This is a genomic window from Pseudomonas sp. P179, assembly GCF_000478485.2.
GTDB lineage: Bacteria > Pseudomonadota > Gammaproteobacteria > Pseudomonadales > Pseudomonadaceae > Pseudomonas > Pseudomonas aeruginosa.
Window position 1 is genome coordinate 913,192 of record NZ_KI517354.1, and the last position, 15,314, is coordinate 928,505.

At 67.9% G+C, this 15,314-nt stretch carries 16 protein-coding genes and 1 pseudogene; 11 read left to right on the top strand and 6 right to left on the bottom strand.

Annotated elements, in window-relative coordinates; genetic code table 11:
* Positions 1-7 precede the first annotated feature (7 nt).
* Genes HMPREF1224_RS16905 through HMPREF1224_RS16920 form a run of 4 tightly spaced genes read left to right on the top strand, consistent with a single transcriptional unit; the run spans position 8 to position 3,036 of the window.
* Positions 8-793 carry an ABC transporter substrate-binding protein gene (locus tag HMPREF1224_RS16905; RefSeq protein WP_003114013.1) on the top strand — a complete coding sequence of 262 codons (786 nt, stop codon included), beginning with the start codon at positions 8-10 and terminating at the stop codon, positions 791-793.
* Positions 794-848: 55 nt separating this feature from the next.
* Entirely contained in the window at positions 849-1,538 is a 690-nt protein-coding gene (locus HMPREF1224_RS16910) for an ABC transporter permease (RefSeq protein WP_003091034.1), read from the top strand.
* Positions 1,535-2,248, top strand: a complete 714-nt coding sequence (locus HMPREF1224_RS16915) for an ABC transporter permease (RefSeq protein WP_003091035.1) — start codon at positions 1,535-1,537, stop codon at positions 2,246-2,248. The genes HMPREF1224_RS16910 and HMPREF1224_RS16915 overlap by 4 nt, the downstream gene beginning before the upstream one ends.
* 20 nt (positions 2,249-2,268) lie before the next feature.
* Positions 2,269-3,036: an ABC transporter ATP-binding protein gene (locus HMPREF1224_RS16920; RefSeq protein WP_003119831.1), complete on the top strand. Its 768-nt coding sequence runs from the start codon at positions 2,269-2,271 to the stop codon at positions 3,034-3,036.
* 9 nt (positions 3,037-3,045) lie between these two features.
* On the opposite strand, the pseudogene HMPREF1224_RS0111990 reads toward HMPREF1224_RS16920, so the two are convergent.
* Positions 3,046-3,258: pseudogene (locus tag HMPREF1224_RS0111990) on the bottom strand (GNAT family N-acetyltransferase); the annotation flags it as partial.
* A gap of 99 nt (positions 3,259-3,357) precedes the next feature.
* On the opposite strand from HMPREF1224_RS0111990, the gene HMPREF1224_RS16925 reads away from it, so the two are divergent.
* On the top strand, positions 3,358-4,689 hold the full coding sequence (locus tag HMPREF1224_RS16925) for an esterase/lipase family protein (protein WP_010793183.1): 1,332 nt from the start codon (positions 3,358-3,360) through the stop codon (positions 4,687-4,689).
* 51 nt (positions 4,690-4,740) lie between these two features.
* On the opposite strand, the gene HMPREF1224_RS16930 is transcribed toward HMPREF1224_RS16925, so the two are convergent.
* Together HMPREF1224_RS16930 and HMPREF1224_RS16935 are read right to left on the bottom strand one after the other, a co-directional pair.
* Entirely contained in the window at positions 4,741-6,249 is a 1,509-nt protein-coding gene (locus HMPREF1224_RS16930; protein WP_010791800.1) for a PA2928 family protein, read from the bottom strand.
* A 122-nt stretch (positions 6,250-6,371) separates the two neighbouring features.
* Positions 6,372-6,986 carry a LysE family transporter gene (locus HMPREF1224_RS16935; RefSeq protein WP_003114008.1) on the bottom strand — a complete coding sequence of 205 codons (615 nt, stop codon included), beginning with the start codon at positions 6,984-6,986 and terminating at the stop codon, positions 6,372-6,374.
* Between the two features lie 65 nt (positions 6,987-7,051).
* Between HMPREF1224_RS16935 and HMPREF1224_RS16940 the strand changes: the two genes are divergently transcribed.
* A complete protein-coding gene (locus tag HMPREF1224_RS16940; protein ID WP_003122498.1) occupies positions 7,052-7,978 on the top strand; it encodes a LysR family transcriptional regulator in 927 nt (308 codons plus the stop codon).
* A gap of 10 nt (positions 7,979-7,988) precedes the next feature.
* Here the strand turns inward: HMPREF1224_RS16940 and HMPREF1224_RS16945 are convergent, their stop codons facing one another.
* Positions 7,989-8,579 (bottom strand): TetR/AcrR family transcriptional regulator, encoded by a 591-nt coding sequence (locus HMPREF1224_RS16945; RefSeq protein WP_003119828.1) that lies wholly within the window; start codon positions 8,577-8,579, stop codon positions 7,989-7,991.
* A 125-nt stretch (positions 8,580-8,704) separates the two neighbouring features.
* Here HMPREF1224_RS16945 and HMPREF1224_RS16950 point away from each other — a divergent pair, with 125 nt between their 5' ends.
* The 3 genes from HMPREF1224_RS16950 to cif all read left to right on the top strand — a co-directional run bounded on the left by HMPREF1224_RS16950 (position 8,705) and on the right by cif (position 12,039).
* Positions 8,705-9,814: an alkene reductase gene (locus HMPREF1224_RS16950; RefSeq protein ID WP_010793184.1), complete on the top strand. Its 1,110-nt coding sequence runs from the start codon at positions 8,705-8,707 to the stop codon at positions 9,812-9,814.
* Positions 9,815-9,879: 65 nt separating this feature from the next.
* Entirely contained in the window at positions 9,880-11,058 is a 1,179-nt protein-coding gene (locus HMPREF1224_RS16955) for an MFS transporter (protein WP_010793185.1), read from the top strand.
* Positions 11,059-11,079: 21 nt separating this feature from the next.
* Positions 11,080-12,039, top strand: a complete 960-nt coding sequence (cif, locus tag HMPREF1224_RS16960) for a CFTR inhibitory factor Cif (RefSeq protein ID WP_003110290.1) — start codon at positions 11,080-11,082, stop codon at positions 12,037-12,039.
* A 19-nt stretch (positions 12,040-12,058) separates the two neighbouring features.
* On the opposite strand, the gene HMPREF1224_RS45885 is transcribed toward cif, so the two are convergent.
* The gene (locus HMPREF1224_RS45885) at positions 12,059-12,190 is read right to left on the bottom strand and encodes a hypothetical protein (RefSeq protein ID WP_003091046.1); all 132 of its coding nucleotides are present in this window, start codon (positions 12,188-12,190) and stop codon (positions 12,059-12,061) included.
* 457 nt (positions 12,191-12,647) lie between these two features.
* Here HMPREF1224_RS45885 and HMPREF1224_RS16975 point away from each other — a divergent pair, with 457 nt between their 5' ends.
* Complete coding sequence (locus tag HMPREF1224_RS16975) at positions 12,648-13,229, top strand: cytochrome b (RefSeq protein WP_010793186.1); 582 nt, start codon at positions 12,648-12,650, stop codon at positions 13,227-13,229.
* Positions 13,230-13,384: 155 nt separating this feature from the next.
* Complete coding sequence (locus HMPREF1224_RS16980; RefSeq protein WP_003091048.1) at positions 13,385-13,633, top strand: hypothetical protein; 249 nt, start codon at positions 13,385-13,387, stop codon at positions 13,631-13,633.
* A gap of 55 nt (positions 13,634-13,688) precedes the next feature.
* On the opposite strand, the gene HMPREF1224_RS16985 is transcribed toward HMPREF1224_RS16980, so the two are convergent.
* The gene (locus HMPREF1224_RS16985; RefSeq protein WP_003162544.1) at positions 13,689-15,218 is read right to left on the bottom strand and encodes a nucleobase:cation symporter-2 family protein; all 1,530 of its coding nucleotides are present in this window, start codon (positions 15,216-15,218) and stop codon (positions 13,689-13,691) included.
* Positions 15,219-15,314: the final 96 nt, after the last annotated feature.

Here is a 15,314-nt window from a genome sequence, read left to right on the forward strand (position 1 = left end):
AACCACAATGACAAGAACCCTCGGCAGCATCGCCCTCTCCCTCCTCCTCGCCGCACCGGCCGGCGCCGCCGACTGGACCGGCAAGGTCCTGCGCCTGGGCGTCGACCCGACCTACCCGCCGCTCGAATACAAGCAGCCGGACGGCCGCCTGGCAGGCTTCGGCATCGAGATCGGCGAAGCCCTCTGCGCGGAGCTGCGAGCCCGCTGCGAATGGGTCGAAAGCAACTGGGACGGCATCATCCCGGCGCTGCTGTCGCGCAAGATCGACGCCATCGTCTCGTCGATGACCATCACGCCGAAACGCGCACAGCACATCGCCTTCACCGACCGCGTCTCCAACGCGCCGAGCCGCCTGGTGGTACGCCGTGGCTCGGCGCTCCTGCCCGACGCCGAGAGCCTGCGCGGCAAGCGCGTGGGGGTCGGCCAGGGCTCCAACCAGGAGGCCTACGCCAAGGCCGAATGGGCCGCCAAGGGGGTGCGGGTCGTCTCCTACCAGAACCAGGACCAGGTCTACGCCGACCTCGTCATGGGCCGCCTCGACGCCTCGCTGCAAGGCGCGGTGCAGGCCAGCTACGGCTTCCTCGACAAGCCGGTCGGCAAGGATTTCGAACTGGCCGGAGCGGTGCTGGACGACCCTCGCTACTTCGGGGTCGGCGACGGCATCGGCCTGCGCAAGGAGGACGTGGCGCTGCGCGAGGACCTGAACAAGGCGCTGGCGACGATCCGCGCCAACGGAACCTACGCGCGAATCAACGCCCGCTACTTCGATTTCGACCTCTACGGCACGCCCTGAACGGCGTCCGGCCGCTTTTCACCTCGACCGACAACAACAAGCAATGGAGAGTGAAATGTTCCTCGACGGCTTCGGCCCGCAGATACTCGCCGGCACCCTGGTGACCCTGAAACTGGCGCTGGGCTCCCTGCTCGGCGCCGTGCTCATCGGCCTCCTCGGCGCCAGCGCCAAGCTCGCCGCCAACCGCCCGCTGCGCGCCCTGGCCAGCGGCTATACGACGCTGATCCGCAGCGTCCCCGACCTGGTCATCATGCTGTTGCTGTTCTTCAGCCTGCAGATCCTCCTCAACCGCGTCACCGACGCCCTCGGCATCGGCCAGGTCGACATCGACCCGTTCGCCGCCGGCTGCGTCACCCTGGCGTTCATCTATGGCGCCTACTTCACGGAAACCTTCCGCGGCGCCTTCCAGGCGGTCCCGGCCGGCCAGGTCGAAGCCGCGCAAGCCTACGGCATGGGGCGCTGGCGAGTGTTCCGCCGGGTACTCCTGCCGCAGATGCTGCGCTACGCCCTGCCGGGCATCGGCAACAACTGGCAGGTGCTGGTCAAGTCCACCGCGCTGGTCTCGATCATCGGTCTCGGCGACCTGGTCAAGGCCACCCAGGACGCCGGCAAAGGCACCCTGCAGTTCTTCCACTTCACCCTGGTCTGCGGGCTGATCTACCTGGCCATCACCGCAATCTCCAACGCCGCGCTGCTGTGGCTGGAGCGGCGCAGCTCGCTGGGCGTCAGGAGGCCGCTGCCATGAACGCGGTACTCGACGAATACTGGCAGGCCTACCTGTGGACCGACGGCCTGCAACTGACCGGACTGGCGATGACCCTGTGGCTGCTGATCCTCGCCGTGGCGCTTGGCTTCCTGCTGGCCATCCCGCTGGCGGTGGCGCGGACCTGCGGCAACCCGCTGCTGCGCTACCCGGTCTGGCTCTACACCTACGTGTTCCGCGGCACCCCGCTGTACATCCAGTTGCTGTTCTTCTACACCGGCGTCTACAGCCTGAATGCCATACGCGCCCAGGACTTTCTCAACGCGTTCTTCCGCGACGGCTTCAACTGCACGGTGCTGGCCTTCGTCCTCAACACCTGCGCCTACATGACGGAAATCTTCGCCGGCGCGATCAGGAACACGCCCCACGGCGAAGTGGAAGCGGCGCGCGCCTACGGCATGGGCGGCTTCACCCTCTACCGGCGCATCGTCCTGCCCTCGGCGCTGCGCCGGGCACTGCCGTACTTCAGCAACGAAGTGATCCTGATGCTGCATTCCACCTCGGTGGCGTTCACCGCCACAGTGCCGGACCTGCTCAAGGTGGCCCGCGACGTCAATTCCGCCACCTATGCGCCGTTCCTGTCCTTCGGCATCGCCGGCGCGCTCTACGCCGGCACCGCCTTCCTGCTGATCTGGCTGTTCCGCCGCGGCGAGCTGCGCTGGCTGGCCTACCTCAGACCGCAAACCCACTGACCTCTCCCGGAGACACGCGCATGTACAGCCTGCAGGTCGAAGACATCCACAAGCGCTACGGCAGCCATGAGGTGCTCAGGGGCGTTTCGCTCAGGGCCGGCAAGGGAGACGTGATCAGCATCATCGGCTCCTCCGGCTCGGGCAAGAGCACCTTCCTGCGCTGCGTCAACTTCCTGGAAAAGCCCTGTGCCGGGCGCATCCGCGTCGGCGACGAGGAACTGCGCACCCGTCCCGGCACCCTGGGCGAGCTGCGCGCCGCCGATCCCCGGCAGTTGCAGAGGATCCGCAGCCGGCTGGCGATGGTCTTCCAGCATTTCAACCTGTGGAGCCACCTGACGGTGCTGGAGAACGTGGTCGAGTGCCCGGTCAACGTCCTGAGAATGAACCGCGACGACGCCGTGGCCCACGCGCGCCACTACCTGGCCAAGGTCGGCCTGGCGGAGAAGGTCGAACGGCAGTATCCCTGCGAACTCTCCGGCGGCCAGCAACAGCGCGTGGCGATCGCCCGCGCCCTGGCCATGGAGCCGCAGGTGATGCTGTTCGACGAACCGACCTCGGCGCTCGATCCGGAACTGGTCGGCGAAGTGCTGAAAGTCATGCAGCAGTTGGCCGAGGAAGGTCGCACCATGGTCCTGGTCACCCACGAGATGGCGTTCGCCCGCCAGGTTTCCAGCCATGTGATCTTCCTCCACCAGGGCGTGATCGAAGAGCAAGGGACGCCGGACCAGGTGTTCGGCGCGCCGCGCAGCGAACGCCTGCGCCAGTTCCTCGCCGGCAACCTGAAATGAGCCCGGGGCTCAGCGCGACGGCGCGAGGAAACGCACGAAGACCAGCTCCGGATCACCTTCGTCGAGGTTGTCGATCACCCCGCTCGGCTGGAATCCCTTGCGCTCCAGCAGGCGCCGCATCGGCAGGTTGGAGCGGTTGCAGGAAGTGAACAGGCGGTCGCCGCGACAGTCGTCCCGCGCCTGCCGCAGCAACGCGCTGGCGATGCCGCGCCGGCGGCAGTCGGGGGCGACCGCCGCATCCTAGACGTTTTCACAGGTCAGGGCACGTCGCCGCGGCGCATGATCTATAGTCGCCCGGATCAGCCCCAGAGGATGCCGGACATGCCCCGTTCGATCGTCATCGTCCACGGCTGGAGCGACGATTCGAAGTCGTTCCGCCGCCTCGCCGAGCAGATGGAAGCCTGGTTCGGCAGCGCGCCGACGCAGATTTGCCTCGCCGACTGGATCTCCCTGCAGGACGACGTCACCTACGCCGACCTCGCCGCCGCCCTGGATCGCGCCTGGACCGCCCAGGGACTGTCGCGGGCACCGCGCACGGTGGACGTGGTGGTGCACAGTACCGGCGCCCTGGTGCTGCGCGACTGGCTGACCCGCCACTTCGACCCCGCCAGCGCGCCGGTCAAGCGCTTCCTGATGCTCGCCCCGGCCAACTTCGGCTCGCCGCTGGCGCACAAGGGACGCTCCTTCATCGGTCGCGTGCTGAAAGGCTGGAACCGCTTCGTCGGGCAGACCGGCACCCAGGTGCTGAAGGGACTGGAGCTGGGCTCGCCGTACTCCTGGCAACTCGCCGAGCGCGACCTGTTCGGCGCCGAGGCCTGGTACGGCGCCGGCCGCCTGCTCGCCACGGTACTGGTGGGCAATGTCGGCTACAGCGGCGTCGAAGCCATCGCCAACGAAGCCGGCGGCGACGGCACGGTGCGGATCGCCACGGCGAACCTCAACGCCTGCCGCCTGAGCCTCGAACTGGATGTCCGCCAGCGCGCCAGGCCCGGCTGGCGCCTGGAAGAATCGCGCGGCGAGATCGCCTTCGCCATCGTCGACGGCGAGAACCACGCCAGCGTGGCGCTGAAGGACCGCGGGCCGAAGAACCCGCGTACCCTGGAGCTGATCCGCGCCGCACTGGAGGTCGAGGACGCCGATTACCGGAGCAGCGGCGCAAGCTTCCCCTGGCAGCGCCGCATCGATCAGCTCGACCCCGGCATCGAGCGCCGCTCGCCGCGCTACCTGAACCTGGTCAGCCACGTCTGCGACGACCTCGACCAGGAGGTGCGCGACTACTTCATCCAGTTCTTCCGCAAGCTGAACAGCGACCGGCGTTTCGAACAGCGCTTCTACGAGCAGGTCATCGCCGACGTCCATCCCTACGAGGACAACCCCGCCTACCGCTCGCTGTACCTGTCGATCGAGTCCCTCGACGACCTGCTCGCCGGTTTCGCCGTGGACACCCTGTCGCTCAGCGTGTCGGCCCAGCCGCCGTTCGATCCGCCGCGCCAGCCGGTCGGCTATACCGCGGTGGGCCCCGGCGACAGCGAAGGCCTGGCAATTCCGCTGGCGCAGGTGCCGCGCTTCCTCGCAGCCCACCGCACCCTGCTGCTGCGCATCCGCCTGACGCGCCTGGTGGACAGCGGCGTATTCGTCTTCAGGAACCCCTGAATCGGCGCCCGGCCCCCCCGCTGGGCAGCCACCCAGGCCGGGCGCAGGCGATCACGGTTGGCCTTCGGGCCACTCGACCCGCTGCAATGGCGCGCCGCCGCGCCCGAGGCGATGGACGATGCCGCTGCCCCGGCGCAGATCGACCCGCACCAACCGCCCGCCTTCCTCTCCACGGCCGCTGAGAAGCAGGTTGTGGGCATCCAGGCGGAACAGCCGCTCGGGACGCTCGATGGGCAGCTCCAGGGTCCAGAGCAAGCTGCCGTCGCCAGACACCGAGCTGAGCAGCAGCTCGCTACGCTCGGCCAGGCTGCGCCGGTGCAGCACCAGCCAGTTGCCGTCGACTCGCCAGGGACGGCGCGCCAACCTGGAATCGCCGCCCGGCAGCGCCGAGGCATAGCGACGGTACAACGCCTCCTCGCGCGTCTGCTCGTCGCGCCGGCGACGGTACTCGGCATCCGCCGCCGCCTCCAGGTCGGCGACCCGTTCCCGCCAGGCATCGTGCGCGGCAATCCAGCGTCGCCGTTCCTGGCGGTAGGCGTCACGCGCCGCAAGGAACGCACGGGTACTGGGAAAACGCTCCACGCGCTCGTCGAACTCTTCCGGCGGCTGCGGCTCGGGCGGCAGCGACGGATGCTGGCGCTGCCGCTCGGACGGTCGATCGAGCAGCCGCTGCGGCTCTTCGGCAGCGGCTGGATCGGGCAGCAGGCCAGCCTGCAGGAAGGCCGCGTCGAGCAGCGGACGCAGTCGATTCTCCGCCGGCGACCGCCAATCCAGGGTGCCCAGTGACAGGCGCTGGCGTCGCGCCCGTTGGTTCGCTGCCGGCAGCGCCTCGCCACGCTCCAGCGCTCGGGCCTCGTGATCGCTGGCGAGGATCAGCAGGCGTCCGTCGGGCAGGCGCGTCAGGCCCGGCGCCTGCCAGTCGATCCCGGCATTCGCCGGCGGCGGCGGGTCGCCGTGGAAATACCGCGCGGCATCGACTTCCGGAGCTTCGCGCAGGGCCAGGCTGTCGCCGTCGAGGAACCAGACGCGGCCGTCCAGCGCGAGCATCAGCAATCCGCCCCGGCCTTCGTCGTAGCGATAGGCGTCCTTCCCCCAGGGCGCCGACTTCAACGGCAGGCCGCCAGTGCGCCGCTCCAGCTCGTCGAACGCCAGCGCAGGGGCGGCGTCGCGCCGGTCGAGTACGTAGAGTTCGTTGCGCAGGAAGAACAGGTAGCGCGACGACTGGCCCAGCAGTTCGCCGGAACCCCAGTCGTCGCCGCGCTCGTTGTCGGCATCCAGGCGCATGCTCCAGCGCAGGCTGCCGTCCTCCAGGTCGACCACCTGGGCATAGCTGCGGCTGCTGCCGTGTACCACGCCGTTGTCCACTTCGTTGGCGCGATAGTCGTCGAGGGTGAACGCCAGGTAGGAATGGCCCTGTTCCTCGAAGACCAGTTGCGGCCCGCTGAAGCCGGCCTCGTCGTACTGGCCGAGAATGAAATGAATGGCCACCGGCAAACCGACCAGCAGGCCCAGGCCGAGTACCGCCCAGAGGACGGCGAAAAGCGTCGCTCCCTTCTTCATGCAACTCCCATGCGTCCCGCGATCCTGGGACCATCCCTCAACTGGCGACGGCATGAACGGCGCATTCTAGGGAGCCGCCGGCCTCGCTTCAAAGGCGGCAAGCGGCCATCAGTGGTCCATGCTCATGGGCTTTTCGCCCCCAGCAGGACGCCGAAACCGACCAGCAGGGCGCCGAAGAACTGGTCGATGCGCCGGCGGAAACGCAGGAGCCGGCCGCGCACCGCCGGGCTCGAGAGAAAGCAGGCGACCAGGCCGAACCAGGCCACGTGGGCGAGCGCGATGAAGGCCCCGTAGCCCAGTTGCGCCGGCAACGCGGTATGCGGATCGATCACCTGCATGAACAGGCTGACCACGAACAGGCAGGTCTTCGGATTGAGCGCATTGGTCAGGAAGCCGCTGCGCAACATCGCCCAGGACGAAACCCCGGCGCCGCCCGCCGCCTCCTCCGCCACCGAGTCCTCTCGCGCCAGCAGCATGCGCAGGCCGAGGAACACCAGGTAGGCGGCGCCCGCCAGCTTCAGCGCGGTGAACAGCGCCAGCGACTCGCGCACCAGCACGCCGACGCCGAGGATGCTGTAGCCGACATGTACCGTTACCCCCGCGCCGATGCCCAGCGCGGTGAGCAGGCCGGCGCGGCGGGAATACAGCAGGCTGTTGCGCGAGACCATGGCGAAATCGGCGCCGGGGCTGATCACCGCAAGCACAGTGATGGTCAGGAAAGCTAGCAACTCTGTCATGCCTGGAAGGCTCCAAGGTAGAATGGACGACACAATCTACCGGTCTCCAGCGCCGAGCGAGAACGATGAATACTGACAATCATGGTGAGGAAAACTCACCATTCAGGCGCCGTCGCCTGCCCTCGCTGAACGCCCTGCGCTGCTTCGAGGCCGCCGCCCGCCTGGAGAACTTTTCCCGTGCCGCCGAGGCCCTGTGCCTGACCCACGGTGCCATCAGCCGCGCCGTGCGGACCCTGGAGGAGGAACTCGGTTGTGCGCTCTTCGAACGCCGCGGCCAGCGGGTTTTCCTCAGCGAGGCCGGCAGGCGCCTGCTCGCCGGCACCGGCCCGGCCCTCGACCTGATCGAGCGCACCGGCGAGACCCTGCGCGCGGAGGCCGGCCCCACCGCGCTGGTGCTGTCCTGCGAACCGACCTTGCTGATGCGCTGGCTGATCCCGCGGATCGCCGGATTCATGCAGGAACAGCCACGACTGTCGATCCAACTGGTCGCCGGCGGCGGGCCGTTCGCCTTCGGCCGCGGCATCGACCTGGCGATCCGCCGCAACGACTTCCCCTGGCCGCCCGGCAGCCATGCCCACTGGCTGTTCGACGAGCAGGTCGGGCCGGTCTGCCGGGCGAGCGACGTCGAACGGCATTTCCACCTCGATGCAGGCCCGCCCGGGCTTCGCGCCGTCGCACCGCGCCTGCACACGGCGACCCGCCCGCAAGCCTGGAACACCTGGACCCGTCTCGCCGGACAGGCGCCGGCGACGACCGAAGGGCAGCGCTTCGAGCACTTCTACCTGAGCCTGCAGGCGGCCGGCGCCGGACTCGGCGTGGCCATCGGTCCCTGGCAACTGGTGCGCGACGATCTGGCCGCCGGCCTGCTGGCGGCGCCACTGGGATTCCTCGCCGACGGCAGCAGCTATCACCTGCTGACCCCGCGACCGTTGCAGGCCGGAGAGCCTGCCACGCTGCTGCTGGAATGGCTGCGCCGCAGCGCGGCGGCCTGATGCGGCCCGCTCAGGGCCAGGCGCGCAGCGCCCGTTCGACCACCGCCAGCAGGCGCTCGCAAGGCACCCGGTCCTTGGCCTGCACGCTGAGGCCGAACAGCACGGTGGCATAGAAGGTCGCCAACTCCTCCACGTCGGTGTCCGCCGCCAGGTCGCCGTCAGCGATGCCGCGCCGCATGCGCTCACGGAACAGGCGGATCGACTCGCCGCGCTCGGCGCTCAACGCGTCCCGCACCGCCTCGCTTTCCGGGGTTCCGGTCAGCGCCGCGAGCACCACCAGGCAACCGCGCGGGAACTCGTCGGAACAGAAGCGCGCGACGGTCTCGCGGAGCAGCTCGGCCACGCCCTCGCGGGCGCTCGGCGCGCCATCGAGGACATCCCGGCGATAGCGGCCGTGCTGGCCGAGATAGTGGGCCAGGGCTTCGCGGAACAGCCCTTCCTTGCTACCGAAGGCGGCGTACAGGCTGGGCGGCCTGATTTCCATCGCCTCGGTCAGGGCCGCCAGCGAAGCGCCTTCGTAGCCACGCACCCAGAACACGTCCATGGCTCGCTGCAGGGCGGTGTCCCTGTCGAATGCCCGTGGCCTGCCTCGCGTTGCCATCCTGACCTCCATTATTTGTATCGATCACTATAAATTTACTTGACGAGCGTTGCCGTCGCCATATTATTTAGCGACCGATACAGATGTTCAAGCCATCTCCCTGCCGCCTTCGAAAGGAAAAGACCATGTCCAACCTGCTCCTCTCCCCGCTCGCCGTAGGCAACCTGGCCTTGCGCAACCGCATCGTCATGGCGCCGATGACCCGCTCCCGGGCGCAACAGGCGGGCGACGTGCCGACCGCCCTGAACGCTCTCTACTATGCGCAGCGCGCCGGCGCCGGGCTGATCGTCAGCGAGGGCACGCAGATTTCCCGCCTCGGCCAGGGCTACGCCTACACCCCCGGTATCTACAGCGAGGCGCAATTGGCCGGCTGGCGCCAGGTCACCGAGGCGGTGCACGCCGCCGGCGGACTGATCGCCGCGCAGCTCTGGCATGTCGGGCGCATGTCGCATCGCTCGCTGCAGGCCGGCGGCGAGGCGCCGATCGCGCCCTCGCCGATCCAGGCCAAGGCCCAGGTGTTCATCGCCGATGGCCAGGGCGGCGGGTCCATGGCGCCCGCCGACGCGCCGCGGGAAATGACCCTGGAAGACATCCGCCGGGTCCGCGACGAATTCGTCCGCGCCGCACGCAACGCGCTCGACGCCGGCTTCGACCTGGTCGAGCTGCATGGCGCCAATGGCTACCTGATCGACCAGTTCCTCGCCAGCGCCAGCAACCGGCGCAGCGATGCCTATGGCGGTAGCCTGGAGAACCGCGCGCGGTTCCTGCTGGAGATCGTCGACGCGCTGGTCGCCGCGGTCGGTGCCGAGCGCGTCGGCCTGCGCCTGTCGCCCTGGGGCACGATCAACGACATGCACGACGACGAGCCGGAAGCGATGACCCTTTACCTCGCCGAAGCCCTGCAGCGACGCGGCATCGTCTACCTGCACCTGGCCGAGTGGGAATGGAGCGGCGGCCCGGCCTACCCGCAAGGCTTCCGCGAGCGCCTGCGCGAACGCTTCCGCGCGCCGCTGATCGTCTGCGGCAACTACGACGCCGAGCGCGCCGAAGCGATACTCCAGGCCGGACTGGCCGACGCGGTGGCGATCGGCCGGCCGTTCATCGCCAACCCCGACCTGGTCGAGCGGATCCGTCTCGGCGCGCCGCTGGCCGAGGCCAACCAGGCGCGGTTCTACGGTGGCGACGCTGCCGGCTACACCGATTACCCGACCCTCGGCCAGTCCGCTACGGCCTGATTCCCTTCCCTCCCATGCATCGTTCCCGGGCGCGGCCACGGCTGCGCTCGCGGAGGAGTCTTGCCGTGCTATTGCCGATCCTCCTGCTGGCCGCCGCCGGCTTCACCATCCTGACCACCGAGTTCGTCATCGTCGGCCTGCTCCCGGCACTTGCCGCAGACCTCCAGGTCAGCGTCGCCCAGGCCGGCCTGCTGGTCAGCCTGTTCGCCTTCAGCGTCGCCGCCTTCGGTCCGTTCCTCACCGCCGCGCTGGCGGGCGTCGAACGCAAGCGGCTGTTCGTCGCCTGCCTGCTGCTGTTCGCCGCGGCCAATGCGCTGGCCGCCGTGGCCGGCGATATCTGGACGATGGCCGTGGCGCGCTTCGTCCCGGCCCTGGCGCTCCCGGTGTTCTGGGCCATGGCCAGCGAAACCGCCGCGCACCTGGCCGGCCCCTCGCGCGAAGGGCGCGCCGTGGCGCTGGTGTTCTTCGGCATCGTCGCCGCCACCGTGCTTGGCATTCCCATCGGCACGCTGATCGCCGACGCCTGGGGTTGGCGCCTGGCATTCGCCGCACTCGCCGCGCTGGCCCTGGCCAAGGCGCTGCTGCTGGCCGCCTGGCTGCCGCGCATTCCCGGACGGCCGGGTATCTCGCTGCGCAGCCAGGCGAGCGTGTTGCGCCAACCGCTGGTGCTCGGCCACCTGTTGCTGTCGCTGCTGGTCTTCACCGGCATGTTCACCCCCTACACCTACCTGGCCGACATCCTCCAGCGCCTGGCCGGCTTCAGCGGTTCGCTGGTCGGCTGGACGCTGATGGGCTTCGGCGCGGTAGGCCTGCTCGGCAACTGGCTCGGCGGGCGCCTGGTGGATCGCAGCCCGCTGGGCGCAACCCTGCTGTTCGTCCTGCTGATGGCGCTGGGCATGCTCGCCCTGGTGCCGACCCTCGGCAACGCCTGGCTGCTCGCCGCCACCCTGGCGACCTGGGGCGTGGCCCAGGCAGCACTGTTCATCGTCGGCCAGGTGCGGGTGATGAAGTCCGCGCCGCGGGCCCCGGCGTTCGCCGCCTCGCTGAACATCTCCGCCTGCAACGCCGGGATCGGCATCGGCGCCCTCGCCGGCAGCCGGGTGATCGACGGCAGCGGCCTGGCGCCGCTCGGCGAGGTCGGCGCGCTGGTCTGCCTGGCGGCGATGGCCGTGGCCCTGCTGCTGATGCTGACGCCACGCCAAGCTGCCACCGAGCCGTCCCTCGGCGGCCAAATCCCTCACTGAGCCCACCAAGGAAGCACAACCATGATCCTCGATAGACTCTGCCGCGGCCTCCTGGCCGGCATCGCCCTGACCTTCTCCCTGGGCGGCTTCGCCGCCGAGGAATTCCCCGTCCCGAATGGCTTCGAAAGCGCCTACCGGGAAGTCGACGGCGTGAAGCTGCACTACGTGAAAGGCGGCCAGGGGCCGCTGGTGATGCTGGTACACGGTTTCGGCCAGACCTGGTACGAATGGCACCAACTGATGCCGGAACTGGCCAAGCGCTTCACCGTGATCGCGCCGGACCTGCCCGGCCTCGGCCAGTCCGAGCCGCCGAAGACCGGCTATAGCGGCGAACAGGTCGCCGTCTACCTGCACAAGCTGGCCCGGCAATTCAGCCCGGATCGCCCGTTCGACCTGGTGGCCCACGACATTGGTATCTGGAACACCTACCCGATGGTGGTGAAGAACCAGGCCGACATCGCCCGCCTGGTGTACATGGAAGCGCCGATCCCGGACGCGCGGATCTACCGCTTCCCGGCCTTCACCGCCCAGGGCGAGTCGCTGGTCTGGCACTTCAGTTTCTTCGCCGCCGACGACCGCCTGGCGGAAACCCTGATCGCCGGCAAGGAACGCTTCTTCCTCGAGCACTTCATCAAGTCCCATGCCAGCAACACCGAGGTGTTCAGCGAGCGCCTGCTGGATCTGTACGCCAGGTCGTACGCCAAGCCGCACAGCCTGAACGCCTCGTTCGAGTACTACCGCGCGTTGAACGAGAGCGTGCGGCAGAACGCCGAACTGGCGAAGACCCGCCTGCAGATGCCGACCATGACCCTCGCCGGCGGCGGCCACGGCGGCATGGGCACGTTCCAGCTGGAGCAGATGAAAGCCTATGCGGAGGACGTCGAAGGCCATGTCCTGCCCGGCTGCGGCCACTGGCTGCCGGAAGAGTGCGCCGCGCCGATGAATCGCCTGGTGATCGACTTCCTCAGCCGCGGTCGCTGAGTCGTCCCGGTCCGGGCGATCAGAACTGCTCGCCCGGGCAAAACAGGCAGCGCAGCAGCAGGGTCATGAGCACGACAGCGCCGGAAACCAGCAGGTAAGGCAACGGGGAGAACAGGTCGTCCTGGTCCTTGCCATCGTGCTCACTACTCATGCTCTCACCTCGAGAATCGTCATGGCGGAAAAGACGCAGGATATGCACTTGCCGTCCTTGAAAGTGCACGGCGAAGTGTTCGAAGACTATAGAAACGAAGCGATCGAGTTCAATTACATCTGTGTCAGCTTGCTGTCGGCAAAACGTCAGCGGAAAGACAACGGAATATATTTCCCGATAATGCTTGAGGGTCAGCCGCGCCCCGCCCCAGGCTCTGCCGGCGTGGCGCGAGTGCCGGGGCGAAGGAAAAACCAACTTACAATGATCCCGACCCGGAATTATTCCGCCAAGTAGCTTCCGGTTCGGAAAAAAGCGACTCGCAGCACTGTTTCGGTGCAATAACGTCACATGTGAAAGTTTCGATTAAGTTTTCCGTTATCGATTATCCATAAATACGTTTGATCGCTCTCCGGACGTTTCATAGATTGCACGCCTTCACTCTCTGCGAGGCATTCCCGTGACGCATCCAGCGACCGTCTACAGCCTGTCCACCCGCCTGCTGCACTGGAGCATGGCGTTCTGTTTCATCGGCGCGATCGTGCTGGCCTATTTCGTCATCTGGGTGCTCGGCCACGACCACCCGCAGCGCCTGCCGGTACTCAACCTGCACTGGGTGCTGGGCCTGCTGGTCGGCCTGCTGCTGATCCCTCGGATCGTCTCGCGGCTGCGCGGGCCGCGCCTGCCAGCGGTCCCCGGGACGCCGCTGGAGCACCGCCTGGCGCACTACGCGCACCTGTCGCTGTATGCCTTGATGCTGGTGATGCCGCTCACCGGCTACGTCGGCACCCGCCTGCCCACCGACTTCGGCCTGTTCGTGGTACCCAGCTTCAAGGACACCGCGCTGTTCGCCTGGATTTCGCACACCTGGAACCTGAGCTGGGAGGCATTCGAGAAGCCCTTCGACGCCGTTCACCGCGTGGTCGGCCTGTGGCTGAGCACCTCGGTGGTGCTGCTCCATGCGCTCGCCGCCGGCTACCACCAGTGGGTCCGCCGCGACGGCACCCTGGAGCGCATGCTCGGCCGTCGCCAGCGCCGCTGAGCGCGGCCCTTCGTCGGCTCTCGCGGCGGACCGGCGACGATCTGCTATAGAGGTAGGGACACGCAGGGAAAACCTCGCCGCCCCGAGGCTCCTCCGTGGCAACCACAGGCGTCGCGCAGGTAGCCGGGTCGGCCTCCGACAGAGAGGAGCATGCCATGGCCAGCCTGCACTGCCAGCACCGCAGCTACACCATCACCGCCGACGTCGTCGAGCATCCGGGCATTCCCACGCCCTGGGCCGGTGGCTGCCACATCACCGATCCCGAAGGCCACACCAGCAAGCGCATCGCCCTGCCCGTGCGCTTCGCCTTCCTCGCCGACCTGGAAAACGCCCAGCGCGCCTCCATCGCCCACGGCAAATGGCTGGTGGACCAGCGCCTGGACCGCGGCAAGGCGCTGTTCTGAAGCGCACAACGAAAACGGCCCTCGCAAGGAGGGCCGTCGTTCATCGCGGCGCCGCTCAGGCGCTGCCGGCTTCAGCGGTTTCGCTGCGCCGTCGCGGCGGCGCGCCATGGCTGTCGTCGCCGGCCAGCGGCACTTCGTTGCCCTGGGCGTCGTACAGCTTGCCGTCGAGGAAATAGTCGCCTTCGTGCAGGGCGGCGATGTCCTGGTAGCGCAGGGTCCGCTCGCTGGCGGCGACGAACACCGACTGCTGGTCGGAGTTGCCGGCGGTGAAGTGGTTGAACGCCAGGTTGAGCAGGATCGCCATGATCGCCGAGGAACTGATGCCGGAATGGAAGATGGTGGCGAACCAACTGGGGAAGTGATCGTAGAAGGTCGGCGCGGCGATCGGGATCATACCGAAGCCGATCGAAGTGGCGACGATGATCAGGTTCATGTTGTTGCGGTAGTCCACCTTCGACAGGGTGCGGATGCCGCTGGCGGCGACCGTGCCGAACAACACGATGCCGGCGCCGCCGAGCACGGCGGTGGGCACCGCGGCGATCACCCGGCCCATCACCGGCAGCAGGCCGAGGATCACCAGGAACAACCCACCGGTGGCGACCACGTAGCGGCTCTTGATCCCGGTCACCGCCACCAGGCCGACGTTCTGGGCGAAGGCGCTCTGGGTGAAGGAGCCGAAGATCGGCGCCAGCATGCTGGAGAACATGTCCGCGCGCAGGCCGTTGCCCAGGCGCCGCGAGTCGACCTTGGTGTCGATGATCTCGCCTACCGCGAGGATGTCCGCCGAGGTTTCCACCAGGGTCACCATGATCACGATGCACATCGAGATGATCGCGGCGACCTGGAAGGTCGGCATGCCGAAGTGGAACGGCGTGGGAAACGCCACCAGCGGGCCTTCGGTGACCTTGGAGAAGTCGGCCATGCCGAGGAACACCGCGATGACGGTGCCGATGACCATCGCCAGGAGGATCGACAGGCGCGAGATCGAGGCGCTGCCGAGCTTGCTCAGCAGCAGCACGATGACCAGGGTGATCGCCGCCAGGCCGATGTTGGCCATGCTGCCGAAGTCCGGCGCGTGGCTGTTGCCGCCCATCGCCCAGCGCGCGGCGACCGGCATCAGGGTCAGGCCGATGGTGGTGATGACGATGCCGGTCACCAGCGGCGGGAAGAATTTGGTGATGCGCGAGAAGATCGGCGTGATCAGCAACCCGATCAGCGAGGCCGCCATCACCGCGCCGAGCACTGCGGGAATGCCGCCGCTGCCACCGCTGCCAATGATCGCCACCATGGTCGCCACGCCAGCGAAGGACACCCCCTGGACCAACGGCAACTGACAGCCGAAGAACGGCACGCCGAGGGTTTGCAACAGGGTCGCCAGGCCGCCGGCGAACAGCGAAGCGGCAATCAGCAGGCCGATGTCGCCGGGCGCGAGGCCGGCGGCCTGGCCGAGGATCAGGGGGACCGCGACGATACCGCCATACATGGTCAGCACATGTTGCAGGCCGTAGGCCATGTTGGCGCCGACACCGAGGTTCTCGTCTTCAGGCCGTGGAACGGGTGGGGTTCCGGAGGACGTCGTTTTCATGGTGCGCTGTTCTCGCTTTTATTGTTGTGCGCACACTGTAGACAATTCGATCCGAAAATATCCAGACAAATGTATACAAAATTTCCGACAAATCTG